Origin of the sequence: Streptomyces sp. NPDC001816 (assembly GCF_042892235.1) — a bacterium.
Classification (GTDB): domain Bacteria; phylum Actinomycetota; class Actinomycetes; order Streptomycetales; family Streptomycetaceae; genus Streptomyces.
Genome location: NZ_JBIATY010000006.1, coordinates 80,001 through 104,853, shown reverse-complemented (window position 1 = coordinate 104,853; position 24,853 = coordinate 80,001). Strand labels below are relative to the sequence as shown.

Genomic DNA, 24,853 nt, shown 5'->3' with positions numbered 1-24,853 from the left:
CGATCGTGATGCGCCTCACGTAGTTTCCTACAACTCTACTCGCGTAGAAATTTTGTGCGGGTAGTCTGAAGGAACATGCTCAGCACCACACACCGGGAGTGCCAGTGGCACGCGTCGTAGTCGACGTCATGCTCAAGCCGGAGATCCTCGACCCCCAGGGCCAGGCGGTCCAGCGTGCGCTGCCGCGCCTGGGTTTCGAAGGGATCTCGGACGTACGTCAGGGAAAGCGTTTCGAACTGGAAGTTGACGGGCCGGTTGACGAGGCCGCGCTCGCCCGCATCCACGATCTTGCGGAATCCTTCCTCGCCAACACCGTGATCGAGGACTTCACCGTCAAGGTGGAGGAAGTCGCGGAGGCCGCGAAGTGACCGCTCGTATTGGCGTCGTCACTTTCCCGGGGAGTCTCGACGACCGGGACACCCAGCGCGCGATCCGCCTCGCGGGCGCCGAACCGGTCGCCCTCTGGCACAAGGACAAGGACCTCAAGCAGGTCGACGCCGTGGTGCTGCCCGGCGGTTTCTCCTACGGCGACTATCTGCGGGCGGGTGCCATCTCCCGGTTCTCGCCGGTGATGGAGTCCGTCATCGAGCAGGCGAAGGCCGGACTTCCGGTCCTCGGCATCTGCAACGGCTTCCAGATCCTCACGGAGGCCCACCTCCTTCCGGGCGGGATGCTCGGCAACGACCACCTCCACTTCATCTGCCGCGACCAGAAGCTGCGGGTGGAGAACGCGGGGACGGCCTGGACCAGCGACTACCGCGAGGGCCAGGAGATCCACATCCCGCTGAAGAACATGGACGGCCGGTACGTCGCCGACGCGTACACGCTCGACAAGCTGGAGGCCGAGGGCCGGGTCGTCTTCCGCTACCTGGACTTCAACCCGAACGGCTCGCTCAACGACATCGCGGGCATCACCAACGAGGCCGGGAACGTCGTAGGCCTCATGCCGCACCCGGAGCACGCCGTCGAGCCGCTCATCGGGTCGGGCCGTACCGACGGCCTCCCCTTCTTCACCTCGATCCTCAAGAAGCTGGTCAACGCATGAGCCGGACGCCTCTGGACACGGTCGAGCACGCGGCCGCGACCCCCGACGTCGAGCTGCCCTGGGCCGAACTCGGTCTGAAGAAGGACGAGTACGAGCGCGTCGTCGAGATCCTCGGCCGCCGCCCCACCGGTGCCGAACTCGCCATGTACTCGGTCATGTGGTCCGAGCACTGCTCGTACAAGTCCTCCAAGGTCCACCTGCGCCAGTTCGGCGAGAAGGCGCCCCAGTCGGACGCGCTGCTCGTCGGCATCGGCGAGAACGCCGGTGTCGTCGACGTCGGCCAGGGTTACGCGGTCACCTTCAAGGTCGAGTCGCACAACCACCCCTCCTACGTCGAGCCCTACCAGGGCGCGGCCACGGGTGTCGGCGGCATCGTGCGCGACATCATCGCGATGGGCGCGCGTCCGGTGGCCGTGGTCGACCCGCTGCGCTTCGGCGCGGCCGACCACCCCGACACCAAGCGCGTCCTGCCGGGCGTCGTCGCCGGCATCGGCGGCTACGGCAACTGCCTGGGTCTGCCCAACATCGGCGGCGAGGTCGTCTTCGACGCCTGCTACCAGGGCAACCCGCTGGTCAACGCCGGTGCCATCGGTGTGATGCGGCACGAGGACATCCACCTCGCCAAGGCCTCCGGCGCGGGCAACAAGGTCATCCTGTACGGGGCCCGGACCGGCGGCGACGGCATCGGCGGCGCCTCGATCCTGGCCTCCGAGACCTTCGACGACGCCAAGCCCTCCAAGCGCCCGGCGGTCCAGGTCGGCGACCCCTTCCAGGAGAAGCTCCTCATCGAGTGCACCCTGGAGGCCTTCCGGGAGAAGCTGGTCGTCGGCATCCAGGACCTCGGTGCGGCGGGCCTGTCCTGCGCCACGTCCGAGCTGGCCTCCAACGGCTCCGGCGGCATGAGCGTGACCCTGGACGACGTACCGCTGCGTGACTCGACTCTCTCGCCCGAGGAGATCCTCATGAGCGAGTCGCAGGAGCGCATGTGCGCGGTGGTCGAGCCGGAGAAGGTCGACCGCTTCCTGGAGATCTGCGCCAAGTGGGACGTCATCGCCACGGTGATCGGCGAGGTCACCGACGGCGACCGTCTGGAGATCTACTGGCACGGCGGCAAGATCGTCGACGTCGACCCGCGGACCGTGGCCCACGAGGGCCCGGTGTACGAGCGCCCGTATGCCCGCCCGTCCTGGCAGGACGAGCTGCAGGCCGACGACGCGAACAAGCTCGCGCGGCCGCAGACCGCCGAGGAGCTGAAGGACCAGGTCCTGAAGCTGGTGGGCTCGCCCAACCAGGCGTCCAAGAAGTGGATCACCTCGCAGTACGACCACTTCGTGCAGGGCAACACGGTGCTGGCCCAGCCCGAGGACTCGGGCATGATCCGCGTCGACGAGGAGACCGGCCTCGGCGTCGCCATCGCGACGGACGGCAACGGCCGCTACGCCAAGCTCGACCCGTACACGGGTGCCCAGCTGGCGCTGGCGGAGGCCTACCGGAACGTGGCGACGACCGGTGCCAAGCCGCTCGCCGTCTCGGACTGCCTGAACTTCGGCTCGCCCGAGGACCCGGCGGTCATGTGGCAGTTCGCGGAGGCCGTGCGCGGTCTCGCCGACGCCTGCCAGCAGCTGGGCACCCCGGTGACCGGCGGCAACGTCTCGCTCTACAACCAGACGGGCGAGGCGGCCATCCACCCGACCCCGGTGGTGGCCGTGCTGGGCGTCATCGACGACGTCGCCCGCCGCACGCCGGTCGCCTTCCAGGAGGAGGGCCAGCTCATCTACCTCCTCGGGGACACCCGGGAGGAGTTCGGCGGCTCGGCCTGGTCCCAGGTGGTCCACGACCACCTCGGCGGTCTGCCCCCGCAGGTCGACCTGGAGCGTGAGCGTCTGCTGGCCGAGATCCTGATCTCCGCCTCCCGCGACGGCATGATCGACTCCGCGCACGACCTGTCCGACGGCGGTCTGGTCCAGGCGGTCGTGGAGTCGGCGCTGCTCGGCGGCAAGGGCGCGCGGCTGGTCGTACCGGACGGGCTGGACGCCTTCACCTTCCTGTTCTCCGAGTCGGCCGGGCGCGCGATCGTCGCGGTGCCGCGCTCGGAGGAGGTCCGTTTCAACGACATGTGCGGTGCCCGGGGTCTGCCGGCCGCCCGCATCGGTGTCGTGGACGGTACTGTGTCCGATTCAAATGCAGTGGTCGAGATCCAGGGCGAGTTCGCGCTGACCCTGGCCGAGCTGCGTGAGGCGCACGAGGGCACGATCGAGGCGCTGCTGGCGTAAGCGGTCACAGCCCTGCGAAGGCCCCGCCCGGGACTCCGGGCGGGGCCTTCGCTCGTGCTAACTTCGGTCGCGCAGTCGGCTGTTACGGGGGAGCAGTGAGCAGTTTCCGGAGCGAACACATACCTGATCCTTCGGAATCGGCCCGCGTGCCTTTTCCGCGGTCGCGGTGGCTGACGCCGGACCGGGGGAGCCGTAGGCGGAACGTCGTCAACCAACTTGTCGCGATGACCGGCGTCTTCGGGATTCTGGCGGGCGGCTGGGGGCTGTGGCTGGAGACGAGGGACCAGCTCGACCGGGCCGAGAGCCGGGAGCGGATCACCAGCGCCTGTGAGGGGCTCGTCGACCCCGACCAGGTGCTCGGACTCAACGGTGGGACGGTTCGGGCGAGGGCCGGCAGTGACGAGGAAGACTCGATGTACGACCTCGACTCACCGAACGCGCTGATCTCGACCCCGACGGACTGTGTGATCTACCGGGTCGGGCAGCCGGGCACCACATACAGCCACTTCCTGCTCTCGGTCTGGGTGAACCCGAACGACCGCCAGGCGCGGCTCGTCAGCGGCTGGGACGATCCGTTCCAGACATGGAAGAGGCATGCCGACGGCGACATCACGCGGGAGGCGGAAGCGGCGGTTCCGCACCCGCTCGGCGACGGGCGGCTCGGTGTGTACTACGACAACGCCGCCGTCGTGAAGGCCAAGTGCACCAACAAGCTGGGCAGGACGACCTCCGTCAACACTATGACCGTGGCCAAGTACTTCGAGCAGGACCCGGTCACGGACACCGACCGCAGAACCCTCGCCGAGCTGGCCCGCACCGCCGCCGGGCGGGCGGCGAAGAAGCTGGGCTGCAAGGCCACGCTGCCCGCGGTCCCGGCCGAGCTGCCCACCCCGAGCAAGCGGCTGGTGAACGCGGAGTCGGCCGGCGGGACCTGCGGCTGGTACGCCGACTACGTGGCGGCCGAGGGCCGGGGGCGCTTCCCCGACCGCGCCCTGGCTGCCCCCGCCGCCCATGCGCAGGAGGAGAGCTGCCTGCTCGGGATGAGCGGCGAGGAGGTGCGCAGGCTGTGGCCCTCTCTCAGCAAGGACGAGGTCGGCAGCGACAGCCTGGACGACGTCCTGCGCGTGGCCCCCTTCTGGTTGCGGACCGAGTCCTACTTCGGTGACGAGGCGGGCGAGGTCAAGACGGATCACTTCGGCAGGGACCAGAGGGAGCTCCCCCCCGGCACGACAGGCAGCGACGGCGCCGAGAACGTGTGGTGGGCATCCTCCACCTGCGACGGCGAGCCGGCCGTCCACACCCTGAGCAGCGACTACCCGTACGACCGCGTCGTCGGGAAGCGGCTCCGCGCACTCTTCAAGGCCTACGTCACCGACGTCGCCGCCCGCCGCCACTGCACCTACCTGAAGTTCCCCTCCGCCGCCACCTTCGTCGAGGACTGACCCCTCACACCGCCGCCACCTCTCGGACCGGCTCCGCACGGGCCGGTCCGGACTTCGGCAGGCGCAGGCCCAGCAGGAGGCACAGCACCATCACTGCGGCCCCGCACAGGAACACCGAGTCCATCGCGGAGACGTACGCGGCCACTCCCTGGGCGTGTGCGGCACCCCGCAGCGCCGCGAGCGAGCCGATGTCGCCGGGGCCGTCGTACAGGCGGTTGAGGAGGGTGCCGAAGAGGGCGGCGCCGAGGGCCGTGCCGAGGGTCTGGAAGAAGCGGATCGCGGTGGTGGCCACGCCCAGCTGGTGGTGCGGCGCCGCGGCCTGCACCAGCTGGATCAGCTGGCCGAGCAGCTGGCCGAAGCCGATGCCGACGAGCAGCAGGGCGGCGCGCAGCTGCCACAACGAGGTGTTCGTGCCGGTGGTGGCGAGGAGCAGGAAGGCGGCCGCGGTGACGGCGGACCCGCTGATCACGAAGGTCCGCTCGGACCAGCCGCGTTCGGTGAGCCGGCCGGTGACGACGCCCACCGCCATGATCCCGGCCGCCATCGGGATGAGGAACAGTCCGGCGGAGGAGCTGGCGATGCCACGGGCGACCTGGAGGTAGACCAGGACGTAGTACATCGCGCCCGTCATGGCGATGCCCATCAGCCCCTGGATCGCGAAGCCCAGGCGCAGCTCGGGGACGCGGAACAGCGAGGGCGGCAGGATCGGTTCGGCGGCGGTGGACTGGCGGTGCAGGAAGAGGGCGAGCGCGGCTGCCGAGGCCAGGCCCAGGGCGAGGATCTGCGGCGAGGCCCAGGCGTACTGCTTCCCACCCCACTCGGTGATCAGCAGCAGCGCGGTGGAGAACGCGGCGGCGAGGGCCGCGCCGGGGAAGTCGATGGCGCGGCTGTGCGTGTCGCGCGGCAGCCTGAGGACCACGACAGCGGTGGCGAGGGCCGCGATGCCGAGCGGCAGGTTGAGGTAGAAGGCCCAGCGCCAGCTCGCGTGGTCGGCGAGGAACCCGCCGAGCCAGGGGCCGACGGCCATGCCGCCGCCGGCGACGATCCCGCCGGTGCCCGCGCCCTTGTTCTTCGTCTCGCCGGGCCCCTTCAGCTGCGCGATCACCACCATCGTGACGCTCATCAGCCCGCCCGCCCCGACGCCCTGCACGGCCCGGGAGGCGATCAGCCAGCCGATCGAGGGGGCCGCGCCGCACAGCGCCGAGCCGGTCAGGAAGGCGCCCAGGGCGCCGAGGAAGACCCGCTTGGCGCCGAGCACGTCGCACAGTCGGCCGTACAGGGGCAGCATCGCGGCCGACGCCAGCGAGAAGGCGCTGACCAGCCACGGGATCTTGTCGATGCCGTGCTCCGGGTCGAGGTCCCGGACGATCGGCACGGTCGCCGCGGACACGATCTGCATGTCCAGGACGGCGAGAACGATCGTGACGAGGCAGACGAGGAAGCCGATCTTGCGCTGGGTTTCGGTCATGGGCATCACCATGCCCGGTATTCATGGACCGAGTCAATGTTTCAACTCGGATCAAATTTGAGCCAGACATAAATTTCATCGCGGTAAGGTGTCCGCATGGCTGAGGCGATGGGGCTGCGCGAGCGCAAGAAGCTGCAGACGGGGATGCGGATCTTCCGGGTCGCGATCGGCCTGTTCGCCGAGCGGGGCTTCGACCACGTCTCCGTGCAGGAGATCGCCGACGCCGCCGAGGTCTCCAAGATGACCGTCTTCAACTACTTCGGCACCAAGGAGGACCTGGTCTTCCGGCCGATGGAGGAGCACTTCGGCGACGCGGCCCGGGCCGTGCGCGAGCGGCAGCCGGGCGAGTCCGCCGCGGCCGCCGTACGCCGGCAGTTCCTGGAGATGGTGGAGAGCCGCGACCCGTCGATCGGGCTGACCCCCGACCCGCTCGCCCGCCAGGTGCGCGAACTCGTGCGGGAGACCCCGGTGCTGATGGAACGCGCCTTCGTCGCCGCGCAGAAGGGCACCCGGGAGCTGGCTGCCCTGCTGGCCGCCGAGACCGGCGACCTGATGCAGGCCACGATCGCGGCCGCCACCCTCAGCGCCGCCCGCAACGCCCTGATCGAGGAGCACCACCGCCGGATCGGCGAGGGCGAGAGCGCCGACCAGGTCGCTGCCGACGCCGCCGAACGCGCCCGCGTCGCCTTCGCCCTGGTCGAGAACGGCTTGAAGGACTACGGGGTGAAGCAGTAGCCGGCTCGCGGCGCGGAGAAGCGCCCTGGGGCTTGTGCGGCGGAGTGGCCTGGGGCCTGTGCGGCGGAGTGGCCTGGGGCCTGTGCGGCGGAGTGACCTGAGGCCTGGGCGGCGGGACCGGCCTGAGGCCCGCGCGGCGGAGTGGCCTGAGGCCTGCGCGGGCGGCTGAGGCTGCGGCTGTGCGACGGTGCCGACCCGCTGCTGCACGCCACCGGCGGCCGGCTCACCGAGCCGCACGACCCCTATCAGCTGACCGTGGAGTCCGACCGGTACGGCGTCGCCGAGTACTTCGCGGACGAGGTACGCAATGCCCTGCTGCTGGACGGGGTTTCACCTGACCCGGTCGACGGTTACCTGCTGCCGGGGCCGTCCGTGCCGCTGTCCGCCTCGGCCTGGGACGGCACGGCGGGACGGTCTGGGGCTTGCGCGGGCGGGACGGCCTGAAGCCTGCGCGGAGAAGCGGGCCTGAGGCCTGCGCGGAGAAGTGGACCTGAGGCTTGCGTGGCGGAGCGGCCTGAGGCCTGTGCGGCGTAGGCGATATCCGGCTGAAGCAGTGCCCCCCGCAGGCATAGGGTCGCTGTCATGTCACCGGCCAAGAAGCGCGCCCGCAGTTACGACCCCGCCAAGACCCGCGCCGCGGTTCTGGCCCAGCTCGGCAACGTGCGGGAGGCCGTACGTGGCCTCACGTCCGAGCAGTTGGCCCTGCCCACCCGGCTCGGTGACTGGACCGTACGAGAGCTGGTCGCGCATATCGGTATGGCCGTCACGGCCGTGCACCGGGCCCTGGACCTGCCGGCCCCGCCGAAGCAGGACGTCCAGGTGGTCGAGTGGGCCTTCGGCACCGCCGCCAACTCCGCTGCGATCGCCGACTTCACCCGGAACCTCGCCGCCGAGCACCCCGACCTCGACGCCTACCTCGCCGACGTCGACCAGAGCCTGCGCGCCCTGCTCGACGCACACTCCGGCAACCGGCTCCTGCAGACCAGTGCCGGTGCGCTGCCGCTGGACGACTACCTGGTCACCCGGACCGTCGAGCTCGTCGTCCACACCGACGACCTCAACGCCGCTGTCCCCGGCCTGGAGGTGCCGTACGACCGCCAGGCCCTGGCCGCCGCCACCCGGCTCCTCGCCGACGCCCTCGCCGTGAAGGCGCCCGGCGGCTCCACCGAGGTGCGCGTGCCGCCGTACGCCGTCGTGCAGTGCGTCGAGGGGCCCCGGCACACCCGTGGCACCCCGCCCAACGTCGTGGAGACCGATCCGCTGACCTGGATCCGGCTCGCCACCGGACGCCTGGCCTGGAAGGACGCCCTCGAGGAGGCCGAGGTCAGCGCGAGCGGGGAGCGCGCGGACATCGGAGACCTGCTGCCGATCATGTCGTGACGGAACCGGCGGCCCGGACGGGCCGTCGAATCCGTATGAACCGGTACAAGCGGCGTATGACCCTGACGGCGGCCGCCGTGCTCGTCCCGCTCACGCTGGCCTGCGCCAGCGGCCCGTCCGGCGTACGGCAGCCCGTGACCGGCGTCGACTGGCGGGTGGACAGCCTCACCGCCGAAGGCACCACCCGGCAGGCGCCCGCCACGGCCCACATCCGGATCGGCGCGGACGGCCTGGCGGCCGGCAACCTCGGCTGCAACCAGTTCAGCGCCCGGGCCACCGTGCGCGGCGACCGGATCACGATCGGGGACGTCCGCGCCACCAAGATGGCCTGCGCCCCGGAGCGGATGGACTTCGAGCGCGCCTTCGCCCGCACCCTCACCACCGGCACGCTCACCGCCCGGACCGATGACGGGAAGCTGACGCTCACCGACGGCGACGGCGACGTCGTCCACCTCAGCCGTGGCGCACCAGAATGATGTGCGACACCTCACTCATGCATACGGCGAACAGATCCCCGGCCGCCGCCCAGAGGGTCGCAGATGGCCGCTCCGACCGCCCCGACGCCCTGCTGACCTGCGGAAACGAAGAAACCGCCAAGGTGATCGGCAAGCCCTGACCCGTTAACGCCGTGTATCCCCAATTCGGACCAGTGGTCGACCTCGCCTACACTCGGTGCCGTGCCACGTGGTGACGGTCGACTCAATCACGATCTGCTTCCCGGCGAAAAAGGCCCCCAGGACGCTTGCGGCGTCTTCGGTGTCTGGGCTCCGGGTGAAGAGGTCGCAAAGCTCACGTACTTCGGGCTCTACGCCCTCCAGCACCGGGGTCAGGAATCCGCGGGAATCGCGGTCAGCAACGGCTCCCAGATCCTCGTCTTCAAGGACATGGGCCTGGTGTCCCAGGTCTTCGACGAGACCTCTCTCGGTTCGCTCCAAGGTCATATCGCGGTCGGACACGCCCGCTACTCGACCACCGGTGCCTCCGTGTGGGAGAACGCCCAGCCGACGTTCCGTGCCACCGCGCACGGCTCGATCGCGCTCGGCCACAACGGCAACCTGGTCAACACGGCGCAGCTCGCCGAGATGGTCGCCGAACTCCCGAACGACAACAACAGCCGTTCCACCCGGGTCGCGGCCACCAACGACACCGACCTGCTGACGGCCCTGCTGGCCGCCCAGGTCGACGAGGACGGCAAGCCGCTGACCATCGAGGAGGCCGCTCACACGGTCCTCCCGAAGGTGCGGGGCGCCTTCTCCCTCGTCTTCATGGACGAGCACACCCTCTACGCCGCCCGTGACCCGCAGGGCATCCGCCCGCTGGTCCTCGGCCGGCTGGAGCGCGGCTGGGTCGTCGCCTCCGAGAGCGCCGCCCTGGACATCTGCGGTGCCAGCTTCGTGCGGGAGATCGAGCCGGGCGAGTTCGTCGCCATCGACGAGAACGGCCTGCGCACCTCCCGCTTCGCGGAAGCGAAGCCCAAGGGCTGTGTCTTCGAGTACGTGTACCTGGCCCGCCCGGACACCGACATCGCCGGCCGGAACGTGTATCTCTCCCGGGTCGAGATGGGCCGTCGCCTCGCCAAGGAGGCTCCGGTCGAGGCCGACCTGGTCATAGCGACCCCGGAGTCCGGCACCCCGGCCGCCATCGGCTACGCGGAGGCCTCCGGCATCCCGTTCGGCGCCGGTCTGGTCAAGAACGCCTACGTGGGCCGCACCTTCATCCAGCCCTCGCAGACCATCCGCCAGCTGGGTATCCGTCTGAAGCTGAACCCGCTGAAGGAAGTCATCAAGGGCAAGCGCCTGGTCGTCGTCGACGACTCGATCGTGCGCGGCAACACCCAGCGGGCCCTGGTCCGCATGCTGCGCGAGGCGGGCGCCGCCGAGGTCCACATCCGGATCTCCTCGCCGCCCGTGAAGTGGCCCTGCTTCTTCGGCATCGACTTCGCCACCCGCGCCGAGCTGATCGCCAACGGCATGACCATCGAGGAGATCGGCACCTCGCTCGGCGCCGACTCCCTGGCGTACATCTCCATCGACGGCATGATCGAGGCGACCACCATCGCCAAGCCGAACCTGTGCCGCGCCTGCTTCGACGGCGAGTACCCGATGGAGCTGCCGGACCCGGAGCTGCTCGGCAAGCAGCTGCTGGAGACCGAGCTGGCCGCAGGTCCGGCCGCCACGGCCGCGGCCGACGCGATCCGTCGCCCGTAAGCCCCCGTAGGACGACACGAAAGTTCTCAAGGTCATGTCAGCCGAGTTTGATCAGCGTGCTCCGCACGCGGGCACTGGCGCCAGCTACGCGAGCGCAGGCGTCGACATCGAGGCGGGCGACCGCGCCGTAGAGCTGATGAAGGAGTGGGTGAAGAAGACCCAGCGCCCCGAGGTCCTGGGCGGCCTCGGCGGCTTCGCCGGGCTCTTCGACGCCTCCGCCCTCAAGCGCTACGAGCGCCCGCTGCTCGCCTCCGCCACGGACGGCGTCGGGACGAAGGTCGACGTCGCGCGCCGCATGGGCGTCTACGACACCATCGGCCACGACCTGGTCGCCATGGTCATGGACGACATCGTGGTGTGCGGTGCCGAGCCGCTGTTCATGACCGACTACATCTGTGTCGGCAAGGTCCACCCCGAGCGGGTCGCCGCGATCGTCAAGGGCATCGCGGAGGGCTGTGTGCTGGCCGGCTGCGCCCTGGTGGGCGGGGAGACGGCCGAGCACCCCGGTCTGCTGGGCGAGGACGACTTCGACGTCGCCGGCGCCGGTACGGGCGTTGTGGAGGCCGACCGGCTGCTGGGCGCGGATCGTATCCGTACGGGTGACACCGTGATCGCCATGGCGTCCTCCGGGCTTCACTCGAACGGGTACTCCCTGGTCCGTCACGTCCTGCTGGACCACGCGGGCCTGGCCCTGGAGTCCGAGATCGCGGAGCTGGGCCGCTCGCTCGGCGAGGAGCTGCTGGAGCCCACCAAGATCTACTCCCTGGACTGCCTGGCGCTGACCCGCACCACCGAGGTGCACGCGTTCAGCCACATCACCGGCGGTGGGCTCGCGGCCAACCTGGCCCGGGTCATCCCGGACGAGCTGCACGCCACCGTCGACCGGGCCACCTGGACCCCGGGCGCGATCTTCGACCTGGTCGGCAGGACCGGGAACGTCGAGCGCCTGGAGCTGGAGAAGACGCTGAACATGGGCGTCGGCATGATCGCGATCGTGCCGGAGGCGTCCACGGACGTGGCCCTCGCGACCCTGGCCGACCGAGGGGTCGACGCATGGGTCGCGGGCGAGATCACCGACCGGGGCGACAAGGAGACCGGCGCGGAGCTGGTAGGCGACTACGCCTGAGCCTGCGGGTAGCACAGAACCCGGTCGGTGGCTGTGCCACCGACCGGGTGAGTGCTCAATGCAAGGTCAAGCGCCGCGACGGTGTTGTGAGGGACCTTCGTCCTCGTCCTCGTCGTCGTCCTCGTAGAGGTCGGCGTACCGAGAGTAAAGATCGTCCTCGTCATGCTCATCATCCTCGAACGGCTCGCCGTTCGGCGGCTGGCTCGAAGTCGATGCGCCCAGTTCACTGGCCAGACGTGACAGGTCAGTCCCACCGCTGTTGTACTTCAGCTGGCGGGCGACCTTTGTCTGCTTGGCCTTGGCCCGGCCGCGCCCCATGGCTCGACCCCCTCGATGACGGGGCTCGACGGCCCCAGAGTCTGACACGCGTTCATGATCCGGAACGGACCCTCCGCAGAGAGGCCGGTCCGTAGGGCTTCCACGGTACCTGAGCCCGCGCCCATACGGTACGTCGCCCGCAGCACGCGCGTGTGCCCAGGACCCTCGAGGCGCCCCGTCCTCGCTGGTCAGTGGCGATTTTAACCACTTATCGGGGTACGACCCGCCGGTGGAAGTGAGAGTTCTCTCGAAGTTCCCGCCGGCGGGTACCGCTCATGCGTGCGATCGGACACCCGACCGCGGTTTTCAGTGTGCCGCGCGGGCCTCGGCCATGCGCTGCTCGGCGATCCGGTCGGCCGCGGCGGCCGGCGGAATCCCGTCCTCCTTCGCACGTGCGAAGATGGCCAGCGTGGTGTCGAAGATCTTCGCCGCCTTCGCCTTGCACCGCTCGAAGTCGAACCCGTGCAGCTCGTCGGCCACCTGGATCACGCCACCGGCGTTCACCACGTAGTCCGGCGCGTAGAGGATCCCGCGGTCGGCGAGGTCCTTCTCCACGCCCGGGTGGGCGAGCTGGTTGTTGGCGGCACCGCAGACCACCCGGGCGGTCAGCACCGGCACGGTGTCGTCGTTCAGGGCGCCGCCCAGGGCGCAGGGGGCGTAGATGTCGAGGCCCTCGACGCGGATGAGCGCGTCGGTGTCCGCGACCACCTGCACGGTCGGGTGCTGGTCGGAGATCCGCCCGACGGCCTCCCGCCGTACGTCCGTGATGACGACCTCGGCGCCCTCGTCGAGCAGGTGCCGGACCAGGTGGTGGCCCACCTTGCCGACGCCCGCGATACCGACCTTGCGGCCGCGCAGCGACGGGTCGCCCCACAGGTGCTGGGCGGAGGCGCGCATGCCCTGGTAGACACCGAAGGCGGTGAGCACCGAGGAGTCGCCGGCGCCGCCGTTCTCGGGCGAGCGGCCGGTGGTCCAGCGGCACTCGCGGGCCACGACGTCCATGTCGGCGACGTACGTGCCGACGTCGCACGCGGTGACGTAGCGTCCGCCGAGGGAGGCGACCATGCGGCCGTAGGCGAGCAGCAGTTCCTCGGTCTTGTCGCGCTCCGGGTCGCCGATGATCACGGCCTTGCCGCCGCCGTGGTCCAGGCCGGCCATGGCGTTCTTGTAGGACATCCCGCGCGCGAGGTTGAGGGCGTCGGCGACGGCCTCGGCCTCGGTCGCGTAGGGGTAGAAGCGCGTTCCGCCGAGGGCCGGGCCCAGGGCGGTGGAATGGATGGCGATCACGGCCTTGAGACCGCTGGCGCGGTCCTGGCAGAGCACGATCTGCTCATGGCCGCCCTGGTCCGAGTGGAACAGGGTGTGCAGGACATCAGCAGATGCGCCGGTTACGTCGGTCACTGTGGTGACTCCTGTGTAAATAGCGGCGGGTGGGGCTCAGCTCCCGTGCGGGTGGCGGGTGCTGTGGCATGAGCGTAGAGCCTGTGCCCACCAGCCATCCTCGCAGTGTTCAGGATCACTCTGCCGTGCCTTCGGCGCACGCATGACCGTGGGACGATTTGCAGTGGTTTCGAGCCGGGTCCTATGGGGAGGGAGCAGGCGTGCCCAAGGTGTCCTCCGTGGTCGTCCCGTATGCCGCGTACCTGCGCGTCTACGAGCCGCTGGCCGCCTTCCCGGAGCCGGAGCGCACCCGCTGGGCGCGCTACGCCCGGCGCCCCGACCGTCCCTCCTACCAGGACGAACTGCGCCGCTCGCTCGCCGATTTGCTGCCCACCCCGCCGATCCCGGTGCCGGTCCACGAGAGCAGCGACGCCTTCGTGCTGGACGTCGACGGAGTCGTCTGCGTCTGTCCCTGGCGGACCCGGCTGCGCGGCTGGCAGGCCCTGGGCGAGCTGGCCGAGGAGCTGCCCGCTTCGGTGCTGGACGCGGTGCTGCCGCCGCTGGTGCGCCACCAGGCCGCCCAGGACTACGAGCGCTGGCTCGCCCGCAACCCGGACGCCCGCCCCTGGATCCGCACGGCGACCTGGCAGGTCCCGCTGAACTGGTTCGTGCTGGTCTCCGACGAGGAGCGCCGGTACGAGAAGGGGTCCGGCGAGGTGCCGCCGATGCTGCGCTACCGCACCCCGATGGTGCAGGCCAGACGCCGGGTGGCCCGGGCGCTGCGCACGCTGCGGGACACCATCGAGGAGGGGCCGCTGATCGACGGCCTGGTGGACGTCGGCCGCTGGCTGGAGGAGTTCCACCCGCGCTCGCTGGTGGAGCTGGACTACGGCGGCCTGGTGCACGCGCTGCCGGCCGGCGAGCTGGAGGGCGACCACTCGGCGGCGGACGTCGCCGACGGCATCGAGGCGCTGCGCCGGGGGGACGGGATGGCCGCCGGGGAGGCCTACGGGCGGCTGGTGGAGCGGTGGCGGGCGGTACGTGACCGGCGTTCCGCGAACTGAGTGACGTACGTCACGGTCAAAACAGCCCTGAACGACGTACGGTCTACCGCACTTGACCACCTGACGGGATGTTGATCCCGATCCGGGCTTTTGTCCCAAGGGTGATGGACGGCACTTACACGGCTCTTGCGCCTCTTGCCGCCCCTCATGCCAAAATAGGACAAGGAGTCCGGGGAAGGCTCCGTCCGCCCAACTATGCTCCACCGTGGGCGGAATCCCAGCATTGCGCACTTTGGGGGGTCTGGTGCCTCCTGATCGCCCTGTGACTGATCGTCACAGTGGCGTGACTGTCCGCTATGGCATGGTCCATCGGCTTCCGCGGCTGATGAACACCTGGGAGGGCAATTCCATCGGTTTGGCCGACGTGGCTGGACAGATGGTGTAGTTGTAGTGCCGAGGACAAGCCGTTCGTCCTATAACCGACTCGGCCCGCGTCCGCCATTTCGGGCAACGCGGGTCAAGGTGCAGAATTTAGAGGAAAGAACCGAGAAGGTTCGGTTCTCCCGAGGAGGCCGCTCATGACCGCTCGCACCCCTGATGCCGAGCCGCTGCTGACCCCGGCTGAGGTCGCCACGATGTTCCGCGTGGACCCGAAGACGGTCACGCGGTGGGCGAAGGCCGGCAAGCTCACTTCGATCCGTACGCTCGGCGGGCACCGCCGCTACCGCGAGGCCGAGGTCCGCGCTCTGCTCGCGGGCATCCCGCAGCAGCGCAGCGAGGCCTGAACAACTGAATAACCGGGCAAACCGGCTGGTCCCCCAACTGACCGAGGTGCCCGGAACCCTAGCTCCAAGCGACGCGGGACCTGCCCCAACAGGGCCCACGCCCAAGCCGAAGAGAACGTTGTAGGCAGCGACACAGGGTGCGTCGTAGATCGCGCTGGACTCCGCCGGGTCCAGCGCGATCTTTTTGTGCGCTGGTCGTGGGGGTGCCGAGGTCGCTGTGAGCGGCCTTGTCGGAGTCTGGGGAGGGGTGTCGGAACTTCTGTGCACGACCCCTGAGTCGAGTGCAATTGCACATATTAAATTGAACAGTTGTAGGAGGGGGTTAAGTTCCGCCGTTTCAAAAAGTCATGCGGTGACTCCCGTCACACGCCAGGGAGCTTGTTGCCTCTGGCACGGGTGCGGTAGTGGAACCACCTCTTCCAGGGTGCCACGTCCGGGCGGGTGTTGGGCCCGGCGCCGGTCACGCGCTTCGGGGACTTTCGTCCTCCAGGACCTCTTCGCTCGCGTCCTCGGGTCGGGGGCCGGCGTCCATCGCCAGCCGCAGCAGGTGATGGCAGATCGGACAGTGGCGGGTGAGGTGCCGCCGGTAGGACGAGGCGGCCGCCAGATGCGCCCTGAGCAACGCCCGCGTCTCGTGCCTGGCCGATGCCGTCATACGCCACCTCCAGGGGCCGCACAGGGGGGCGGGCCCTGGTTTCTGGGTACCGGCGGAATGTGACGTCGTCAATCCCCCAGGGGGCAGGCTGAGCACAAGAAGCAGGCCCCCGTCCGGATCGGACGAGGGCCTACTTTGTTCGCGGCAAAGAAAGAGCCCCCATCCGACGGGATGGGGGCTCTTCCTGCTGCGGTCCTGACGGGATTTGCTGTATCGATTGCGGCTCCGCCGCGGGCGCGGCCTCCACCTCGACAGGGTGGCGAGCGGGGTGGTCGACGGCAAAGAAAGAGCCCCCATCCGACGGATGAGGGCCTTCTCGCTGCGGTCCTGACGGGATTTGAACCCGCGGCCTCCACCTTGACAGGGTGGCGAGCACTCCAAACTGCTCCACAGGACCAGGTTTCGCTGCGCTTGGCTTGCCGCCTTGCGCTGCGAGAAGGACTGTACAGGAGGGTGAGGGCCCTGGTCGAACTCACCCTCTGTACACTTGCGGTTACGGTACGGCCGCGTCGATCGCCTTCACGATCCGCTTGTCGGAGATCGGGTACGCCGTGCCCAGCGCGTGGGCGAAGTAGCTGACCCGTAGCTCCTCGAGCATCCAGCGGATGTCCAGTACCTGCTGCGGTACCGGCCGGCCCTTCGGGAGCTGTTCCAGCAGCCAGGCGTACTCGTCCTGCATCTCGTGGACCTTCTCCATGCGCGTGGTGTCCCGCTGGACGCCCGTCGGCATCTGCTGCAGGCGCCGGTCCGCGGCCACCAGGTAGCGCATGAGGTCGGGCAGGCGGCGTATCCCCGCCCAGGTCACGAAACCGGGCTTCACAAGGGCGTCCAGCTGCTTGCGGACGTCCGTCAGGTTCGCCAGCAGGACGGGGCTGCGTACGCCCTTCAGACGGCGCTCACAGGCCTGCCAGGCGGCGAGGACCTGCTGCACCTGGGCGACCGTACGGACCGTCGTGTCGACGATCTCCGCCCGCACCTTGTCGTACAGCTTCCGGTACGACTCCTCGTCCCACACCGGCCCGCCGAAGTCCGCGATCAGCTTGTCGGCCGCGGCCATCGCGCAGTCGTCGAAGAGCGCCTGGACCGAGCCGTGCGGGTTGGCGGAGAGCGCCAGCTTCTGGGCGTTCGTCAGGCGATCGCTCGCGAATTTGGCCGGGTTCACCGGGATGTTGCGCAGGATGAGGCGACGGGTGCCCTTCCACATGGCCTCCGCCTGCTCGGCCTCCGTGTCGAAGAGGCGGACCGAGACCGTGTCGCCGTCGTCCACCAGCGCCGGGTACGCCTTCACCGGCTGCCCGGCCCGGCGGGTCTCGAAGACCCGGGTGAGCGTGCCGATCGTCCAGTCCGTGAGGCCCGCCCGCTCCAGGGACTCCCCGCCCTCGCGGGAGGCGGTCGCGGCCGCCGCCTGGGACAGGGCCTTGCGCGCCTTCGGCTTCAGCTGGAGCTTCAGCGCCTCCAGGTCCTTGTCCTCGGCGAGCCCCCGGCGCCGCTCGTCCACGATCCTGAAGGTGATCTTCAGATGGTCGGGGACCTTCGCCCAGTCGAAGTCGTCCGCCTCGAAGGGGACGCCGACCATGCGCTTCAGCTCGCGGGCCATGGTGACCGTCAGGGGCTCCTGCAGCGGCACCGCGCGCTCCAGGAACGCCTTCGCGTAGTTCGGCGCGGGCACGTAGTTGCGGCGGATCGGCTTGGGGAGGGTGCGGATCAGCTCCGTCACCACTTCCTCGCGCAGGCCGGGGATCTGCCAGTCGAAGCCCTCGTCCGTGACCTGGTTGAGGACCTGAAGCGGGATGTGGACGGTCACACCGTCCGCGTCCGCGCCCGGCTCGAACTGGTAGGTCACCCGGAACTTGAGCGGACCCTGGCGCCAGCTGTCCGGATAGTCGGCCTTGGTGACCGCCTCCGCCGACTCCCGGATGAGCATCTCCCGCTCGAAGTCCAGAAAATCGGGCTGCTCGTGCCGCTTGTGCTTCCACCAGGAGTCGAAGTGGGCGCCGGAGACGACGTGTTCGGGCACCCGCTGGTCGTAGAAGTCGAACAGCGTCTCGTCGTCCACGACGATGTCCCGGCGCCGCGCCCGGTGCTCCAGCTCCTCGACCTCGCTGAGGAGTCTGCGGTTGTCGGCGAAGAACTTGTGGTGCGTGCGCCAGTCGCCCTCGACGAGCGCGTTGCGGATGAACAGCTGACGGGAGACCTCGGGGTCGACCCGGCCGTAGTTCACCTTCCGCTGGGCGACGATCGGGACGCCGTACAGCGTGACCTTCTCGTACGCCATCACGGCCGCCTGGTCCTTCTCCCAGTGCGGCTCGCTGTACGTGCGCTTCAGGAGGTGGCCGGCGAGCGGCTCGACCCACTCCGGCTCGATCTTCGCGTTGACCCTGGCCCACAGGCGGGACGTCTCCACCAGCTCGGCGGACATCACGAAACGGGGCTGCTTCCGGAACAGCGCCGAGCCCGGGAAGATCGCGAACTTGGCGTTGCGCGCGCCCAGGTACTCGTTCTTGTTGCCGTCCTTCACGTCCTTCATCCCGATGTGGGAGAGGAGGCCGGCGAGGAGCGAGACATGGACGCGGTCGGCAGGGGCATCGTCCTCGTTGAGATGGATGCCCATCTGCTTGGCGACCGTGCGCAGCTGGGTGTAGATGTCCTGCCATTCGCGAATGCGCAGGAAGTTCAGGTACTCCTGCTTGCACATCCGGCGGAAGGAGCTGGACCCCCGCTCCTTCTGCTGCTCGCGGACGTACCGCCACAGGTTCAGGTAGGCGAGGAAGTCGCTGCTCTCGTCCTTGAAGCGGGCGTGCTGCTGGTCGGCCTGGGCCTGCTTCTCGGCCGGGCGCTCGCGCGGGTCCTGGATGGACAGCGCGGCCGCTATGACCATGACCTCGCGGACACAGCCGTTCTTGTCGGCCTCCAGGACCATCCGGGCCAGGCGCGGGTCGACGGGCAGCTGGGCGAGCTTGCGGCCGTTGTCGGTGAGCCGCTTGCGCGGGTCCTTCTGGGCCGGGTCCAGCGCGCCCAGCTCCTGCAGCAGCTGCACACCGTCGCGGATGTGGCGGTGGTCCGGCGGGTCGATGAAGGGGAACTTCTCGATGTCGCCGAGCCCGGCCGCGGTCATCTGGAGGATGACGGAGGCGAGGTTCGTGCGGAGGATCTCGGCGTCCGTGAACTCCGGGCGCGCGAGGAAGTCGTCCTCGGCGTACAGCCGGATGCAGATGCCGTCGGACGTACGGCCACAGCGGCCCTTGCGCTGGTTGGCGCTGGCCTGGGAGATCGGCTCGATGGGCAGCCGCTGGACCTTGGTGCGGTGGCTGTACCGGCTGATCCGGGCGAAGCCGGGGTCGATGACGTACTTGATGCCGGGGACGGTGAGGGAGGTCTCGGCGACATTGGTCGCCAGAACGATCCTGCGCCCGGTGTGCGGCTGGAAGACGCGGTGCTGCTCGGCGTGGGACAGGCGGGCGTAGAGCGGCAGGATCTCAGTGAAGCGGTACTGCTTCTTCGTCAGCGCGTCCGCCGTGTCCCGGATCTCCCGCTCACCGGAGAGGAAGACGAGGATGTCGCCCTTCCCCTCCGCCATCAGCTCCTCGACGGCGTCGGTGATCGCGGTGATCTGGTCCCGGTCGGCGTCCTCGGAATCCTCTTCGAGAAGCGGCCGGTACCGGACCTCGACCGGATAGGTACGGCCGCTGACCTCGATGATCGGGGCGTCGCCGAAGTGCCGGGAGAAGCGCTCCGGGTCGATGGTCGCCGAAGTGATGACGACCTTGAGATCCGGCCGCTTGGGCAGCAGCTGCGCGAGATACCCCAGCAGGAAGTCGATGTTCAGGGACCGCTCGTGCGCCTCGTCGATGATGATCGTGTCGTAGGCGCGCAGCTCGCGGTCGGTCTGGATCTCGGCGAGCAGGATGCCGTCCGTCATCAGCTTGACGAAGGTGGCGTCCGGATTCACCTGGTCGGTGAAGCGGACCTTCCAGCCGACCGCCTCGCCGAGCGGGGTCCGCAGCTCCTCCGCCACCCGCTCGGCGACGGTGCGGGCGGCGATACGGCGGGGCTGGGTGTGCCCGATCATGCCGCGGACGCCGCGGCCCAGCTCCATACAGATCTTGGGGATCTGCGTGGTCTTGCCGGACCCGGTCTCACCGGCGACGATGACGACCTGGTGATCGCGGATGGCCTCGGCGATCTGGTCCTTGCGCTGGCTGACAGGGAGCTGCTCGGGGTACGTGACGGCGGGCACGCGGGAGCGCCGCTCGTCCATCCGAGCCTCGGCCTTGGCGACCTCTGCCTCGATCTCGGCGAGGACGGCGGCGCGGGCCTCCGGCTTACGGATCTTGCGCGCGCCCTCGAGTCGCCGGCCGAGCCGGTGCGCTTCGCGCAGCGACAGCTCGGTCAGGCGGGAGGCGAGGGTGCCGAGGGCGGGGGCTGGGTGCGTAGACATACGCGACCCAGGATCTCACCTCGGGGAAATTCGTGGCGAACGCTTTTGGGCGGGCGGCCGCCGACCGGGGGCGGCCGCCCTCACCTGGAGTCCTTACTCGTTGGGGAGCCAGTCGGTGAAGGTCACGGGTCGGTCCGTGAGCATGCGGAGGTTTCCGCCGTCGACGGCGTCGACGACATACGTGGCGCTCGCGCCGACCGCCTGCTCGAAGCCGTTGAAGGCGATCCGGCTGCCGTCGGGGGAGTAGACCGGGGTGCGGAGGCTGGACAGGGCGATGCCCCAGTTGCCCTGCAGATCGGTCGTGGCGCCGGAGGCCACATCGACGGTGCGCAGGCCGTTCTCCGTGGCATAGACGAGGCGGCTGCCGTCGGGGGACCAGTCGGCGGGCGCGTCCCCCACGTTGTGGCTCGAGGTGACCTGGCGCTCCTCACGGGTGACCGTGTCGAGGACGTAGACGTCGGTGCCGACATCCCAGCCGTCATCGGTCTCGTAGTACTCGCTCCTCAGGAAGGCGATGCTCCGGCCGTCGGGCGAGAAGGTGCCGCGGCTGCCGTACGGGGTGAGGACCTCGCTCCCGGTGCCGTCGGCATTGATCCAGCCCAGGCCGGACCCCGTTTCGTAGACGATCCGCTGTCCGTCGGGAGACCAGTCGGGGTGCCCGGCGTACGGAACGGGCCCGGACCCGGTGCCGGGGACCAGGACGTGCGGGTCGCTGCCGTCGGCGCCCGCGACGACCAGATCGCTGCCGTACGCGCAGCCCTCGGTCTGCGGTATGCAGGTGTCCTGCCGGTGGACGTACGCCACCCGGGAGCCGTCGGGCGAGAGCACGCCGTCCTCCGCGCCCCGGGCGAGGGTGGCGGTGACGGATCCGCTGACGGGGTTGAGGGTGACCAGGGCGGGAGAGCCGGCCGAATAGTCGGTGGCGGTGAGCCGGCCCGGCCCCCGCGTCCCCTCCGCCGCCGCGGTCCCCGCTGCCAGCGGCACACTCGCCGCGATCACCAGCGTGACGGTCAACGCGGCCTGTCTGAAGCGCACTTGAGCCCCTTCCATCGGGTCGGGACCGGCGGTCCGGCCCCCAGAAGGAGGAGCGCACCAAGATCAGGAAACGTCACAGCGAGCGCACAGCTTCAGCGCTGCTACGCCCCCGAGCCGCCGGAATCGCCGCCGCGCCGCACACCATCCCCGAGGGCGATGGACTTGGCGGTGTTGGAGACCGCCTTGATACCGAGGTACGCCGTGGTCATGCTGCTCACGGCCGTGAACGCGGCGGTCAGCACACCGACGATCACCGCCTTGTCCCCGTCAAGCCGCCACACCCCGAAGATCGCGACCCCGGCTATCGCCAGATTACTGATGACCACCGCGAGCAGCCCGTACCGGGCCCGGTCCTTCTCCAGCTCGGTGTCCCGGATGGCTCTGGCCTCGTCCCGGCTCATCGTCCCCGCCCCCCAAAAAATCCCCGTCAACCAGCCAGAACGTAGCGCTGCCGGGGTCACCTGCCAAGGAGTCCGCCTGGTCAGCTCCGCCAGCTCCGAAACGGCGAAGGCCCCGTTCAGTGAACGGGGCCTTCTGGTTGTGGCTGGGGCCGGGGTCGAACCGGCGACCTATCGCTTTTCAGGCGATCGCTCGTACCAACTGAGCTACCCAGCCGTCAAGGCCTTTTGCAAGGCCTTTGCGGTCCTGACGGGATTTGAACCCGCGGCCTCCACCTTGACAGGGTGGCGAGCACTCCAAACTGCTCCACAGGACCAAGCTTGCGTGCAACAGTGTCGCACACGATCTTGCGTGCCCCCAACGGGATTCGAACCCGTGCTACCGCCTTGAAAGGGCGGCGTCCTAGGCCGCTAGACGATGAGGGCTATCGGCCCGCCTGGGCGCTTCTCAGCGCGTCGGGGACGTGAGAAGCATATGGGATGGCGGGGAGTATCGCCAAAACGGTTTTACGACCTTGATGGCGAAGGCGCGGAGGGGGAGGGGGTTGCGCCGGGAAGGTTCTCCTCGGGCAGGTGGCGGCTGACCTCGGCTGTCGTCAGGCCCAGGCCGCCCAGTCTGATCTCGTCCCAGGCCTGGAGGCGGCGGGTGCCGCGGTCGAAGTAGAGGATCGAGGCCTCGATCGGGTCGGGGTACCTGCCCTCCACGGCGCGCAGGCCGCTGCCTCCCGTCGAGCCCTCCATGCGCAGACGTGTGCCGTACTTCATGACCTCCGTGCCCTGGTGGTGGAGGTGGCCCGCCAGGACCAGCGGGACCTCGCCGTCCGTCTCGCGCGCGGCGGAGGGCTCGTGTGCGATCGCCACGTCGACCGGGGTGCCCGCCGCCCGCTGGTCGCGCAGGGCGCTGGCCAGGCGGTCGCCCGCCAGCACCTCGGCCGCGTCCCCGCCGGGCGACACCGAGCGGTCGGGGGTGAACTGGGGGTCGCCGATGCCCGCGAACCGCAGGCCGGCGATCGTTTCCGCCCGGCCGTCGTCCAGGACGTGCACGTTCTTCATGCGCTGCAGGTAGCGCTGGGTGGTCCTGGAGTCGTGGTTGCCCCGGACCCAGACGTACGGCACGCCCAGGTCGGCGACCGGGTCCAGGAAGCCGTTCTCTGCGGCCGTGCCGTGGTCCATCGTGTCGCCCGAGTCCACGATCACGTTCACTTTGTACTGCTCCACCAGGGAGGCGATGATCTTCCAGCTTGCCGGGTTGAGGTGGATGTCGGAGACGTGCAGGACCCGCAGGCCGGTGGGGTCCGGCTGGTAGGCCGGGAGTGTGGACGTGACGTCGTACAGCTTCGTCACGTTCGTCACCAGGCGCGCCAACTCCTTCTGGTAGACGTCGAATTCGGTGACGATGCTGCGCGCGTTGCCGACCAGGGAGGGTGCGGAGGAGAGCAGGCCGGAGAACTTCGGCTCCAGGACCGACTTGGGGTTCCAGGTGGCGTAGGCCGTCGCCCCGGAGGCGGCGAGGAGGGCCAGTGCCAGGCCGCCGGCTGTCAGGGCGCGGCGCGGGCGGCGGTAGACGGCGAGGCCCAGGGCGGTCGCGCCGGAGACCACGGCGACGCAGGAGCGTACGGCGAGGTCGAGTGTGCCGTGCTCGATGTCCCGGGCCACTTCGTCCTGGAGCCCGGAGAGTCGCTCGGGGTGGTCGACGAGGGCCTGGGAGCGGAGCGGGTCCAGTTGGTCGACGTTGACGTCGAGGCGGACCGGGGCGACGTGGCTGTCCAGGGTGAGTGCGCCCAGCGGGGAGACGTTGATCTTCGTGCCGCCGGTGAGGGATGGGCGCAGGGCCATCGTCGTGTCCATCGGGCCGACCGGGACCCGGACGTTCCCGACGATCAGCAGGCCCAGCCAGGCGCCGACCAGGACCACCGTGGTGAGGCCGAGGGCGCGCAGCCACGGGTTGGGGCGGGCCGCCAGTTCCAGGGCCGGGAGGGTGGGGGCGGCCTTGCGGGGACGGCGGGCACGGCGGGTGCGCAGGGTGCGGAGGGCTGCGGCGGTGGCGCGGGCGCTGGCCATTGGGGGCGTATGCCCACGGCCGGGTGTGGATATGCGGCGGATATGCGCCGGTTCGCCTGCCTCGTACGGGCCTGATGTACCGGACAATGACCGTGTGCTGGAGATGACGCGCGAGGAGTTCGAGGAACTGGTCGCTGAGGCGCTCGACCGGATCCCGCCGGAATTGACGCGGCTGATGGACAATGTCGCGGTGTTCGTCGAGGACGAACCGCCGGCGGACGATCCCGAGCTGCTCGGGCTGTACGAGGGGACGCCGCTGACCGAGCGGGGTGAGTGGTACGCGGGTGTGCTGCCGGACCGGATCACTGTCTACCGGGGGCCGACGCTGCGGATGTGCGACAGCCGCGAGGATGTCGTCGCCGAGACCGAGGTCACTGTGGTGCACGAGATCGCCCATCACTTCGGCATCGACGATGCCCGGCTGCACGCGCTCGGGTACGGGTGACCGGGTGGGGCGGGCCGATGCGGGCGGGGCGCGTGTCCTCTTGCGGGCGGCGGGAGTTGGGCAGGTTGACTCCCAGTCTCGCCTCCGGAGGTGGCCGCCGTGCGCCCCTTGTACGTACCCGTCCGTCTGGCCGTCACGGTGCTGGCCCTCACGGCCGCCGCCGGCTGTGTGAGCGTGGGTGACGACGCCGGCCGGGCCAAGCCGTCGCACTCGGCGGGGCAGCGGGGTGGTGAGGCGCCCGACGGGGGGCCGGTGGAGGGCGGTGGCGGCCTCGGCTACGGCGGTGGCGGTCACGGGGGCGGCAAGCGCGAGCACGGGGGCAAGAAGAGGCGGGGGGAGTCGGGTACGCCCTCGGTCACGTCGTCCGCGTCGGGCAGCGCGTCGGCGGCACCGTCGAAGCCGGGGGGGACCGCGGTTCCGGTCCCTACGCATACGGTCGAGCCGACGCCCACACAGACGGCCGAGCCGCCGCCGACGGCCACCGAGGAGCCGACGCCCACCTCGTCCGCGCCGCCGTCCGCCGAGCCGTCCTCCTCGGCTCACGAGGAGACGGGGACCCAACTGGCCCAGCGGGAGCCGGCGCCTGCGGCGGGGATTCCGGCGTAGGACGTGACCAGCGTCTCCTGGGCTCGGTTTGCCTTGGGGGGCGTTGGGTGCG

The 24,853-nt window shown here is 69.8% G+C and carries 21 protein-coding genes, 4 tRNA genes and 1 pseudogene; 14 read left to right on the top strand and 12 right to left on the bottom strand.

Annotated features, from left to right (window positions below):
- Nucleotides 1-104: 104 nt before the first annotated feature.
- The 4 genes from purS (at nt 105) to ACFYZZ_RS22160 (ending at nt 4,760) form a co-directional block, all read left to right on the top strand.
- On the top strand, nt 105-368 hold the full coding sequence (gene purS, locus ACFYZZ_RS22175) for a phosphoribosylformylglycinamidine synthase subunit PurS (RefSeq protein ID WP_015659417.1): 264 nt from the start codon (nt 105-107) through the stop codon (nt 366-368).
- On the top strand, nt 365-1,045 hold the full coding sequence (gene purQ, locus ACFYZZ_RS22170; protein ID WP_389178530.1) for a phosphoribosylformylglycinamidine synthase subunit PurQ: 681 nt from the start codon (nt 365-367) through the stop codon (nt 1,043-1,045). Before purS ends, purQ begins: the two co-directional genes overlap by 4 nt.
- Nucleotides 1,042-3,318 carry a phosphoribosylformylglycinamidine synthase subunit PurL gene (gene purL, locus ACFYZZ_RS22165; RefSeq protein WP_389178527.1) on the top strand — a complete coding sequence of 759 codons (2,277 nt, stop codon included), beginning with the start codon at nt 1,042-1,044 and terminating at the stop codon, nt 3,316-3,318. The genes purQ and purL overlap by 4 nt, the downstream gene beginning before the upstream one ends.
- Before the next feature lie 224 nt (nt 3,319-3,542).
- On the top strand, nt 3,543-4,760 hold the full coding sequence (locus ACFYZZ_RS22160) for a hypothetical protein (RefSeq protein WP_389178524.1): 1,218 nt from the start codon (nt 3,543-3,545) through the stop codon (nt 4,758-4,760).
- A 4-nt stretch (nt 4,761-4,764) separates the two neighbouring features.
- Here the strand turns inward: ACFYZZ_RS22160 and ACFYZZ_RS22155 are convergent, their stop codons facing one another.
- Nucleotides 4,765-6,228 (bottom strand): MFS transporter, encoded by a 1,464-nt coding sequence (locus ACFYZZ_RS22155; protein ID WP_389178521.1) that lies wholly within the window; start codon nt 6,226-6,228, stop codon nt 4,765-4,767.
- A gap of 96 nt (nt 6,229-6,324) precedes the next feature.
- Here ACFYZZ_RS22155 and ACFYZZ_RS22150 point away from each other — a divergent pair, with 96 nt between their 5' ends.
- The 6 genes and pseudogenes from ACFYZZ_RS22150 to purM all read left to right on the top strand — a co-directional run bounded on the left by ACFYZZ_RS22150 (nt 6,325) and on the right by purM (nt 11,676).
- Entirely contained in the window at nt 6,325-6,963 is a 639-nt protein-coding gene (locus tag ACFYZZ_RS22150; protein WP_389178518.1) for a TetR/AcrR family transcriptional regulator, read from the top strand.
- Between the two features lie 159 nt (nt 6,964-7,122).
- Nucleotides 7,123-7,383 (top strand): annotated as a pseudogene (locus ACFYZZ_RS22145) (DUF4429 domain-containing protein); the annotation flags it as partial.
- Between the two features lie 162 nt (nt 7,384-7,545).
- Nucleotides 7,546-8,343, top strand: coding sequence for a sterol carrier family protein (locus ACFYZZ_RS22140; protein WP_389178515.1), 798 nt, complete (start codon nt 7,546-7,548; stop codon nt 8,341-8,343).
- A gap of 56 nt (nt 8,344-8,399) precedes the next feature.
- A complete protein-coding gene (locus ACFYZZ_RS22135) occupies nt 8,400-8,819 on the top strand; it encodes an META domain-containing protein (protein ID WP_389178512.1) in 420 nt (139 codons plus the stop codon).
- Between the two features lie 201 nt (nt 8,820-9,020).
- Nucleotides 9,021-10,550 (top strand): amidophosphoribosyltransferase, encoded by a 1,530-nt coding sequence (gene purF / locus ACFYZZ_RS22130; protein WP_386580405.1) that lies wholly within the window; start codon nt 9,021-9,023, stop codon nt 10,548-10,550.
- 34 nt (nt 10,551-10,584) lie between these two features.
- Entirely contained in the window at nt 10,585-11,676 is a 1,092-nt protein-coding gene (gene purM / locus ACFYZZ_RS22125) for a phosphoribosylformylglycinamidine cyclo-ligase (RefSeq protein WP_389178509.1), read from the top strand.
- Between the two features lie 66 nt (nt 11,677-11,742).
- Here the strand turns inward: purM and ACFYZZ_RS22120 are convergent, their stop codons facing one another.
- Both ACFYZZ_RS22120 and ACFYZZ_RS22115 read right to left on the bottom strand, forming a co-directional pair.
- The gene (locus tag ACFYZZ_RS22120) at nt 11,743-11,994 is read right to left on the bottom strand and encodes a DUF3073 domain-containing protein (RefSeq protein WP_067000810.1); all 252 of its coding nucleotides are present in this window, start codon (nt 11,992-11,994) and stop codon (nt 11,743-11,745) included.
- A gap of 306 nt (nt 11,995-12,300) precedes the next feature.
- The gene (locus tag ACFYZZ_RS22115) at nt 12,301-13,395 is read right to left on the bottom strand and encodes a Leu/Phe/Val dehydrogenase (protein ID WP_389178506.1); all 1,095 of its coding nucleotides are present in this window, start codon (nt 13,393-13,395) and stop codon (nt 12,301-12,303) included.
- Between the two features lie 200 nt (nt 13,396-13,595).
- On the opposite strand from ACFYZZ_RS22115, the gene ACFYZZ_RS22110 reads away from it, so the two are divergent.
- Nucleotides 13,596-14,438, top strand: coding sequence for a hypothetical protein (locus ACFYZZ_RS22110; protein ID WP_389178503.1), 843 nt, complete (start codon nt 13,596-13,598; stop codon nt 14,436-14,438).
- A 518-nt stretch (nt 14,439-14,956) separates the two neighbouring features.
- Entirely contained in the window at nt 14,957-15,163 is a 207-nt protein-coding gene (gene bldC / locus ACFYZZ_RS22105; RefSeq protein ID WP_003949541.1) for a developmental transcriptional regulator BldC, read from the top strand.
- A 460-nt stretch (nt 15,164-15,623) separates the two neighbouring features.
- Here bldC and ACFYZZ_RS22100 read toward each other — a convergent pair whose 3' ends face one another.
- The 9 genes from ACFYZZ_RS22100 to ACFYZZ_RS22060 all read right to left on the bottom strand — a co-directional run bounded on the left by ACFYZZ_RS22100 (nt 15,624) and on the right by ACFYZZ_RS22060 (nt 23,750).
- Complete coding sequence (locus ACFYZZ_RS22100) at nt 15,624-15,818, bottom strand: DUF6274 family protein (protein WP_389178500.1); 195 nt, start codon at nt 15,816-15,818, stop codon at nt 15,624-15,626.
- A 322-nt stretch (nt 15,819-16,140) separates the two neighbouring features.
- Nucleotides 16,141-16,215: transfer RNA gene (locus ACFYZZ_RS22095), tRNA-Asp, on the bottom strand.
- A 96-nt stretch (nt 16,216-16,311) separates the two neighbouring features.
- On the bottom strand, nt 16,312-20,256 hold the full coding sequence (gene hrpA, locus ACFYZZ_RS22090) for an ATP-dependent RNA helicase HrpA (RefSeq protein ID WP_389178497.1): 3,945 nt from the start codon (nt 20,254-20,256) through the stop codon (nt 16,312-16,314).
- Between the two features lie 93 nt (nt 20,257-20,349).
- Nucleotides 20,350-21,291 (bottom strand): hypothetical protein, encoded by a 942-nt coding sequence (locus ACFYZZ_RS22085; RefSeq protein ID WP_389178494.1) that lies wholly within the window; start codon nt 21,289-21,291, stop codon nt 20,350-20,352.
- 101 nt (nt 21,292-21,392) lie between these two features.
- The gene (locus ACFYZZ_RS22080; protein WP_389178491.1) at nt 21,393-21,692 is read right to left on the bottom strand and encodes a hypothetical protein; all 300 of its coding nucleotides are present in this window, start codon (nt 21,690-21,692) and stop codon (nt 21,393-21,395) included.
- Between the two features lie 140 nt (nt 21,693-21,832).
- Nucleotides 21,833-21,906, bottom strand: a tRNA-Phe gene (locus tag ACFYZZ_RS22075).
- A gap of 25 nt (nt 21,907-21,931) precedes the next feature.
- Nucleotides 21,932-22,006 (bottom strand) — tRNA-Asp (locus tag ACFYZZ_RS22070).
- A 36-nt stretch (nt 22,007-22,042) separates the two neighbouring features.
- A tRNA-Glu gene (locus tag ACFYZZ_RS22065) sits at nt 22,043-22,115 on the bottom strand.
- An 81-nt stretch (nt 22,116-22,196) separates the two neighbouring features.
- Nucleotides 22,197-23,750: a metallophosphoesterase gene (locus ACFYZZ_RS22060; RefSeq protein WP_389178488.1), complete on the bottom strand. Its 1,554-nt coding sequence runs from the start codon at nt 23,748-23,750 to the stop codon at nt 22,197-22,199.
- Between the two features lie 94 nt (nt 23,751-23,844).
- Between ACFYZZ_RS22060 and ACFYZZ_RS22055 the strand changes: the two genes are divergently transcribed.
- Together ACFYZZ_RS22055 and ACFYZZ_RS22050 are read left to right on the top strand one after the other, a co-directional pair.
- On the top strand, nt 23,845-24,195 hold the full coding sequence (locus ACFYZZ_RS22055; protein WP_058081062.1) for a metallopeptidase family protein: 351 nt from the start codon (nt 23,845-23,847) through the stop codon (nt 24,193-24,195).
- Nucleotides 24,196-24,294: 99 nt separating this feature from the next.
- A complete protein-coding gene (locus tag ACFYZZ_RS22050; protein ID WP_389178485.1) occupies nt 24,295-24,801 on the top strand; it encodes a hypothetical protein in 507 nt (168 codons plus the stop codon).
- Nucleotides 24,802-24,853 lie beyond the last annotated feature (52 nt).

Bases quoted from the DNA above. Each gene is read 5' to 3' on its own strand.
- purL (WP_389178527.1), top strand. From the start codon at position 1,042: ATGAGCCGGACGCCTCTGGACACGGTCGAGCACGCGGCCGCGACCCCC.
- ACFYZZ_RS22160 (WP_389178524.1), top strand. From the start codon at position 3,543: ATGACCGGCGTCTTCGGGATTCTGGCGGGCGGCTGGGGGCTGTGGCTG.
- ACFYZZ_RS22155 (WP_389178521.1), bottom strand. From the start codon at position 6,228: ATGACCGAAACCCAGCGCAAGATCGGCTTCCTCGTCTGCCTCGTCACG.
- ACFYZZ_RS22150 (WP_389178518.1), top strand. From the start codon at position 6,325: ATGGCTGAGGCGATGGGGCTGCGCGAGCGCAAGAAGCTGCAGACGGGG.
- ACFYZZ_RS22140 (WP_389178515.1), top strand. From the start codon at position 7,546: ATGTCACCGGCCAAGAAGCGCGCCCGCAGTTACGACCCCGCCAAGACC.
- ACFYZZ_RS22135 (WP_389178512.1), top strand. From the start codon at position 8,400: ATGACCCTGACGGCGGCCGCCGTGCTCGTCCCGCTCACGCTGGCCTGC.
- purM (WP_389178509.1), top strand. From the start codon at position 10,585: ATGTCAGCCGAGTTTGATCAGCGTGCTCCGCACGCGGGCACTGGCGCC.
- ACFYZZ_RS22120 (WP_067000810.1), bottom strand. From the start codon at position 11,994: ATGGGGCGCGGCCGGGCCAAGGCCAAGCAGACAAAGGTCGCCCGCCAG.
- bldC (WP_003949541.1), top strand. From the start codon at position 14,957: ATGACCGCTCGCACCCCTGATGCCGAGCCGCTGCTGACCCCGGCTGAG.
- ACFYZZ_RS22100 (WP_389178500.1), bottom strand. From the start codon at position 15,818: ATGACGGCATCGGCCAGGCACGAGACGCGGGCGTTGCTCAGGGCGCAT.
- hrpA (WP_389178497.1), bottom strand. From the start codon at position 20,256: ATGTCTACGCACCCAGCCCCCGCCCTCGGCACCCTCGCCTCCCGCCTG.
- ACFYZZ_RS22080 (WP_389178491.1), bottom strand. From the start codon at position 21,692: ATGAGCCGGGACGAGGCCAGAGCCATCCGGGACACCGAGCTGGAGAAG.
- ACFYZZ_RS22060 (WP_389178488.1), bottom strand. From the start codon at position 23,750: ATGGCCAGCGCCCGCGCCACCGCCGCAGCCCTCCGCACCCTGCGCACC.